This window comes from Kitasatospora sp. NPDC127035 (assembly GCF_042726075.1).
In the GTDB taxonomy this organism is placed as follows: Bacteria; Actinomycetota; Actinomycetes; order Streptomycetales; family Streptomycetaceae; genus Kitasatospora.
In genome coordinates, this window is record NZ_JBHXDN010000058.1 from 61,735 (window position 1) to 68,488 (window position 6,754).

The window sequence follows — 6,754 nt, forward strand, 5'->3', positions numbered from 1 at the left end:
GGCGCGCCCGCGCTCAGCGGCCGAGCAACTCGCCGCCGTTGCAGTGCAGGATCTCTCCGGTGATGAACCCGGCCTCCTCCGAGGCCAGGAAGTGGACCGCCGCCGCGACCTCGCCGGTCTCCCCGATCCGCCCGAGCAGCGTCCGGGCCGCCCGCCGCGAGACCTCCGCGTCGTCCAGCCGCGGGCCGAAGAACTCGGTGCCCGCGACCGTCCCCGGGGCGACGATGTTGGCGGTGATGCCCGAGGTGCCGATCTGGGCGGCCAGGAAGTTGTTCCAGGCGTGCAGCGAGGCCTTGGCCGCCCCGTACGAGCCGGCGCCGCGCAGGGCCGCGATCGAACTGATGGTGACCACCCGGCCGGAACCCGGCGTGAGCCGGTCCCGGATCGACTCGGTGAGCAGCACCACGGTCAGCACGTTGCGCTCGAAGTCGCCGCGCCAGCGGGCCAGCAGGGCGTGCGGACCGGCCCCGATCACGGTCTCCCGGCTGCCGGCGTTGTTCACCAGCACGTCGACGCGCTCCGGCAGTTCGGCGAGCGCGGCCTCGACGGCGTCCGGGTCGGCGAGGTCGCAGACCAGCGGGGTGACGTTCGGCCCGAGGGCGGCGGCGGCCTGCTCCAGCACCGCACGCCGGCGACCGACGATCACGACCCGTTCGCCGGCCTCGGCGAACCGCCGCGCCACCTCGTACCCGATTCCCGTGCCACCGCCGGTGACAACGACGTTCCTGGTCATCTGCGCACTCCCTCCCCAGCTCCGCCGCCACGCTGCGAGGTGCGGGGCGGTCCGTACCGGAATGCCACGATTCCTATCACGCTAGGTTGCCGTGACTGCGGGGAGGGTGACGTCACCTCCGCCGAAACGTGTGGTATGGGCCGGGCACCGCGCGCACACGGAGCGTGGCGAGAGGCAGCTCACACCCCCCGGGCGTAACTTCTCACACCCTGATACGTCTTAGGTTGGTAGTGCGGCAGTTTTTCCGGTGGGCGGAGACGTGGCGAACGGCATCACGTCACCGCGCGGCCACCGCTGCCGCCGACGGGGCTCCGGCGGGCCCCGGGTCGGTCGCCGACTTCGGCGGCCTTCGCGCACGACGCCGGGGTGTGACGGGGCCAGGGACGCTTTGAGCGGCCGTCCCTGACGACGACCGCCCCGGAGTCGTGCGCTGTACGTTCGACGCCCCCGCGCCCGCTCCGGCGCGCCGCGGGGGCACGCACGAGGGCCCGGCCGCGGAAAGCGGCCGGGCCCTCGTGTCACCGGTGTCAGGGCGTGCGCATCGGCGTCGGGACGTGCGTCAGCGGGCGTCGAGCTCGACGTAGTCGCGGATCTCCACGCCGGTGTAGATCTGGCGCGGACGGCCGATCCGGCTGGTCGGGTCGTTGATCATCTCGTGCCAGTGGGCGATCCAGCCCGGCAGCCGGCCCAGCGCGAACAGCACGGTGAACATGCTGGTCGGGAAGCCCATCGCGCGGTAGATCAGACCGGTGTAGAAGTCCACGTTCGGGTAGAGCTTGCGCGAGACGAAGAAGTCGTCCTTGAGCGCGTGCTCCTCCAGCTTGAGCGCGATGTCGAGCAGCTCGTCGGACTTGCCGAGCTGGCCGAGCACCTCGTGGGCGAGCAGCTTGACCTGCGCGGCGCGCGGGTCGAAGGCCTTGTACACCCGGTGGCCGAAGCCCATCAGCTTGACGCCGGCCTCGCGGTTCTTGACCTTCGTGATGAAGGCGTCGACGTCGCCGCCGTCCTGCTGGATGCTCTCCAGCATCTCCAGCACGGCCTGGTTGGCGCCACCGTGCAGCGGGCCCCAGAGCGCCGAGATGCCGGCCGAGATGGACGCGAACTGGTTCGCGTGGCTGGAGCCCACCAGGCGGACGGTGGAGGTCGAGCAGTTCTGCTCGTGGTCCGCGTGCAGGATCAGCAGCTTGTCCAGCGCGTTGACGATGACCGGGTTGAGCTCGTAGTCCTCGGCGGGGACGGCGAACATCATCCGCAGGAAGTTCTCGACGTAGCTCAGGTCGTTGCGCGGGTAGACGAACGGCTGGCCGACCGACTTCTTGTACGCGTAGGCCGCGATGGTCGGCAGCTTCGCCAGCAGGCGGACCGTCGACAGGTGGCGCTGGGCCGCGTCGAACGGGTTGTGGCTGTCCTGGTAGAAGGTGGACAGCGCGCCCACCACCGAGGACAGCATCGCCATCGGGTGGGCGTCCCGCGGGAAGCCCTGGAAGAAGCGCTTGACGTCCTCGTGCAGCAGGGTGTGCTGGGTGATCTCGCGGTTGAACTCCGCCAGCTGGTCGGCGTTCGGCAGCTCGCCGTTGATCAGCAGGTAGGCGGTCTCGATGAAGTCGCCCTTGGCGGCGAGCTGCTCGATCGGGTAACCGCGGTACCGCAGGATACCGTTGTCGCCGTCCACGAAGGTGATCGCGGACTTGTAGGCGGCGGTGTTGCCGAAACCGTTGTCCAGGGTGACCAGGCCGGTCTGCGGGAGCAGCTTCGAGATGTCGAAGCCGGCGTTGCCCGCAGTGCTCTCGACGACGGGGTACTCGTACTCGCCGTCCTGGTACCGCAGTACTACCGAGTTGTCGCTCACGTCTTCCTCACCGACGAAATGAATCCTCTTCCAAGGTGCCCTGACTGCCTCTACCATCCCCCATCCGGAGGACAGCCGCGCACCCGGGGTGGCCCGAAAGGGCCCGCCCCTACAAAACCTGCCGCCGCCGCCGGTACGAACCGGACAAGATCGGCACCACCCCAGGCTCTGCCGTAAATCTCTTCACGTCAAGAGAACAATAGAGGCAACCATCCCTTGGAGAATCATCCAGCCGCGAGCCTGTGGTCCAGCGCCGCATGCCTCCTACCTGCACTGACACTGCGGACGGCCTGTCCGATCGCCTTCCGTGACCCGACCAGCACAACGAGTTTCCGTGCCCTGGTCACGGCGGTGTAGAGCAGATTCCGCTGGAGCATCGTCCAGGCGGACGTGGTGACCGGAATCACCACCACCGGGTACTCGCTCCCCTGCGACCGGTGGATCGTCACCGCGTACGCGTGCGCGAGCTCGTCCAACTCGTCGAAGTCGTACGGCACCTCCTCGTCCTCGTCGGTGAGGACCGTCAACCGCTGGTCGTCCACGCTGAGCGAGGTCACCACTCCCACTGTGCCGTTGAAGACCCCGTTCCGCCCCTTGTCGTAGTTGTTGCGGATCTGCGTGACCTTGTCCCCCACCCGGAACGTCCGACCGCCGAACCGCCGCTCCGCCAGCCCCTCCCGGGCCGGCGTCACCGCCGCCTGGAGCAGCGTGTTGAGGTTCCCCGCCCCCGCCGGACCCCGGTGCATCGGCGCCAGCACCTGGACGTCCCGCCGGGCGTCGTAACCGAACCGCTGCGGGATCCGCCGCGCCACCACGTCCACCGTCAGACCCGCCGCCAGCTCGGCGTCGTCCTCCGCGAACAGGAAGAAGTCGGGCAGGCCCTCGGTCAGCGGCGGCAGGCCCTCGTTGATCCGGTGCGCGTTGGTCACCACCCCCGACTGCTGCGCCTGCCGGAAGATCCTGGTCAGCCGCACCGACGGGATCGGGCCGCCCTCCGCCAGCAGGTCCCGCAGCACCTCGCCGGCCCCCACCGAGGGCAGCTGGTCGACGTCCCCCACGAAGAGCAGGTGCGCCCCCGGCGCCACCGCCTTGACCAGCTTGTTCGCCAGGATCAGGTCCAGCATCGACGCCTCGTCCACCACCACCAGGTCGGCGTCCAGCGGGCGGTCCCGGTCGTACGCGGCGTCCCCGCCCGGCCTCAGCTCCAGCAGCCGGTGCACCGTCGACGCCTCCACCCCGGTCAGCTCCGCCAGCCGCTTCGCCGCCCGGCCCGTCGGCGCCGCCAGGACCACCTTGGCCCGCTTCGCCAGCGCCAGCGTCACGATCGACTTCACCGTGAACGACTTGCCGCAGCCCGGACCGCCCGTCAGCACCGCGACCTTCTCGGTCAGCGCCAGCCGCACCGACTGCTCCTGCTCGGGCGCCAGTTCGACCCCCGTCCGCTGTGCCAGCCAGCCGAGCGCCGCCGGCCAGTCCACCGAACCGAACCACGGCATCCGGTCCGTGTCCGACCGCAGCAGCCGCAGCAACTGGTTGGCCAGCGAGATCTCCGCCCGGTGGAACGGCACCAGGTAGACCGCCGTGATCGGCCCGCCCCCCTCGCCCGGCACCTGCTCGCGCACCACCCCCTCGGCGGCCACCAGCTCCGCCAGGCAGTCGATCACCAGCCCGACGTCGACCTGGAGCAGCTTCACCCCGTCCGCGATCAGCCGTTCCTCCGGCAGGTAGCAGTGCCCCTGGTCGCTGCTCTGCGACAGGGCGTACTGCAGCCCCGCCTTCACCCGCTCCGGGCTGTCGTGCGGGATCCCCACCGCCTGGGCGATCCGGTCCGCGGTGAGGAAGCCGATGCCCCAGACGTCCGACGCCAGCCGGTACGGCTCGTTCTTCACCACCCCGATCGAGCCGTCCCCGTACTGCTTGTAGATCCGCACGGCCAGCGAGGTCGAGACGCCGACCCCTTGCAGGAAGACCATCACCTCCTTGATGGACTTCTGCTCCTCCCAGGCGGCCGCGATCTTCTTCGTCCGCTTCGGCCCGAGCCCCGGCACCTCGATCAGGCGGCCCGGCTCGTGCTCGATCACGTCCAGGGTGTCCACCCCGAACCGCTCCACGATCCGCTCGGCGAACCGCGGCCCGATCCCCTTGATCAGCCCCGAACCCAGGTACCGCTGGATCCCCTGCACCGTGGCGGGCAGCACCGTCGTGTAGTTCTCCACCACGAACTGCCGCCCGTACTGCGGGTGCGACCCCCAGCGTCCGTGCAGCCGCAGCGACTCACCCGGCTGGGCGCCCAGCAGCGCACCCACCACCGTCAGCAGATCGTTCGCCCCGCGGCCGGTGTCGACCCGCGCCACGGTGTAGCCGGTGTCCTCGTTGGCGTACGTGATCCGCTCCAGTACGCCCTCGACCTGGGCGAGCTGGCGCGGCACCGCCGCCTCTCCGGTGCCGGTCTGCGTCTGCCTGGCCACCGAGCTCCCCTTCACCGTCCGGGCCCACTTCCGCTACGCACCGTACCGCCCGGGTGCGACACTCCGGACCGGGGTGCCAGGCTGGGGGCACGGAGGGGGCCCGCGTTCCGAGGAGCAGTGCGCCGTGCTCACCACCGCCTTCCGTCCCGGTTCCCCCAGCTGGCTCGACCTGACCAGCCCGGACACGTCCGCCTCGGCGGCCTTCTACACCGCCCTGTTCGGCTGGACCTTCGCCTCTGCGGGCCCGGCCGCCGACTACGGCCTCTTCCGGCTGGCCGGCCGGACGGTCGCCGCCCTCGGCCCGTTCACCGACTCCCTCACGCGCCCCACCTGGACGATCTACTTCCGCACCCTCGACGCGGACCGCACCACCGACCTCGTCGCGGCCGCCGGCGGCCGCATCCGCTTCCCGCCGTTCGACGTCTTCACCAGCGGCCGGACGGCCGGCTTCACGGACCCCGCCGGCGCCGACTTCGCCGTCTGGCAGCCGCACGACGTCCACGGCCTGGACACCGTCACCGAGCCCGGCAGCCTCTGCTGGACGGAGTGCCACAGCGTCGACGCCGAGGCCGCGAAGACCTTCTACCGGACGGTCTTCGCCTGGCAGGAGCGGGACGTCCCGATCGGCGAGACCCTCTACACCGTCCTCACCCCGCCGGACGGCGGCCTCGACGACGCCCACGGCGGCATCGTCCAGCTCGACCCCCGCCAGACCGCCGCCGGCACCTCCTCGCACTGGCTCCCCTACGTCGAGGTCCCCGACGTCGACGCCTGCCTCGCCAGCGCCGAACGGCTCGGCGCGACCGTCCGGACACCCGCCACGGACGTGCACGGCGTCGGCCGGCTCGACCGGCTCACCGACCCCCACGGCGCCGCACTCGCCGTCATCACCAGCGTGCCGCCCGGCGGGTGACGGCCGGTCACCAGAGCCGCCGTACGGACCGGACGGCCTGGGGGCGGTCACACGGGGCGCCTGCGAGGGCGCCGGAGGGCCTTCTCCGGGCCACTCACGGGCCTGCGGGGTGAAGGCGCGCCTGTCAGGGTGACGGCCGGGCGGACGAGCCCTCCAGGGCGCCGCCTAGGCTGTGATCATGAACGCCCTCTCGACCGACCTCTCGACCGACCTGACGATCCGCCGCGCGACCGCCGACGACCTGGCCGCGATCGTCGCGATGCTCGCCGACGACCCCCTGGGCGCCACCCGCGAGAGCCCCGACGACCTCACCCCGTACCGAGCCGCGTTCGCCCGCATCGACGCCGACCCGCACCAGCTCCTCGTGGTCGCCGAACGCGCCGGCCGGACCGTCGGCACCCTCCAGTTGACCGTCGTCCCCGGCCTCTCCCGGAAGGGCTCGACCCGCACCATCGTCGAGGCCGTCCGCATCCACGCCGACGAACGCGGCTCGGGCCTCGGCACCGAGCTGATCCACTGGGCGATCGACCGCTCCCGTGAACTCGGCGCCGAGCTCGTCCAGCTCACATCGGACGCCACCCGCACCGACGCGCACCGCTTCTACGAGCGGCTCGGCTTCGTGGCTTCGCACCTCGGCTTCAAGCTCGCGCTGTAGATCCCGGGTCGCCTGTACCGATCGAGACCGGCACGGAATTCCCCCGGAAACGCAAAGAACCCCCGTCCGTATCCCGGACGGGGGTTCTTCACAATGATTGTTCGGCGGCGTCCTACTCTCCCACAGGGTCCCCCCT

At 71.1% G+C, this 6,754-nt stretch carries 5 protein-coding genes; 2 read left to right on the forward strand and 3 right to left on the reverse strand.

All coding sequences use genetic code 11. The features are described 5' to 3' along the window. Positions 1–13 precede the first annotated feature (13 nt). The 3 genes from ACFWIC_RS30820 to ACFWIC_RS30830 all read right to left on the reverse strand — a co-directional run bounded on the left by ACFWIC_RS30820 (position 14) and on the right by ACFWIC_RS30830 (position 5,050). On the reverse strand, positions 14–733 hold the full coding sequence (locus ACFWIC_RS30820) for an SDR family NAD(P)-dependent oxidoreductase (protein WP_380362209.1): 720 nt from the start codon (positions 731–733) through the stop codon (positions 14–16). A gap of 559 nt (positions 734–1,292) precedes the next feature. Next, a complete protein-coding gene (locus ACFWIC_RS30825; RefSeq protein WP_329874384.1) occupies positions 1,293–2,582 on the reverse strand; it encodes a citrate synthase in 1,290 nt (429 codons plus the stop codon). Positions 2,583–2,806: 224 nt separating this feature from the next. After that, positions 2,807–5,050 (reverse strand): ATP-dependent RecD-like DNA helicase, encoded by a 2,244-nt coding sequence (locus ACFWIC_RS30830; protein WP_380520531.1) that lies wholly within the window; start codon positions 5,048–5,050, stop codon positions 2,807–2,809. A gap of 124 nt (positions 5,051–5,174) precedes the next feature. On the opposite strand from ACFWIC_RS30830, the gene ACFWIC_RS30835 reads away from it, so the two are divergent. Next, the gene (locus ACFWIC_RS30835; RefSeq protein ID WP_380520532.1) at positions 5,175–5,963 is read left to right on the forward strand and encodes a VOC family protein; all 789 of its coding nucleotides are present in this window, start codon (positions 5,175–5,177) and stop codon (positions 5,961–5,963) included. 178 nt (positions 5,964–6,141) lie between these two features. After that, the gene (locus ACFWIC_RS30840) at positions 6,142–6,618 is read left to right on the forward strand and encodes a GNAT family N-acetyltransferase (protein WP_329947943.1); all 477 of its coding nucleotides are present in this window, start codon (positions 6,142–6,144) and stop codon (positions 6,616–6,618) included. Positions 6,619–6,754 lie beyond the last annotated feature (136 nt).

Excerpts from the sequence above, each read along its gene's own strand:
- ACFWIC_RS30820 (WP_380362209.1), bottom strand. The coding sequence starts at position 733 with ATGACCAGGAACGTCGTTGTCACCGGCGGTGGCACGGGAATCGGGTAC.
- ACFWIC_RS30840 (WP_329947943.1), top strand. The coding sequence starts at position 6,142 with ATGAACGCCCTCTCGACCGACCTCTCGACCGACCTGACGATCCGCCGC.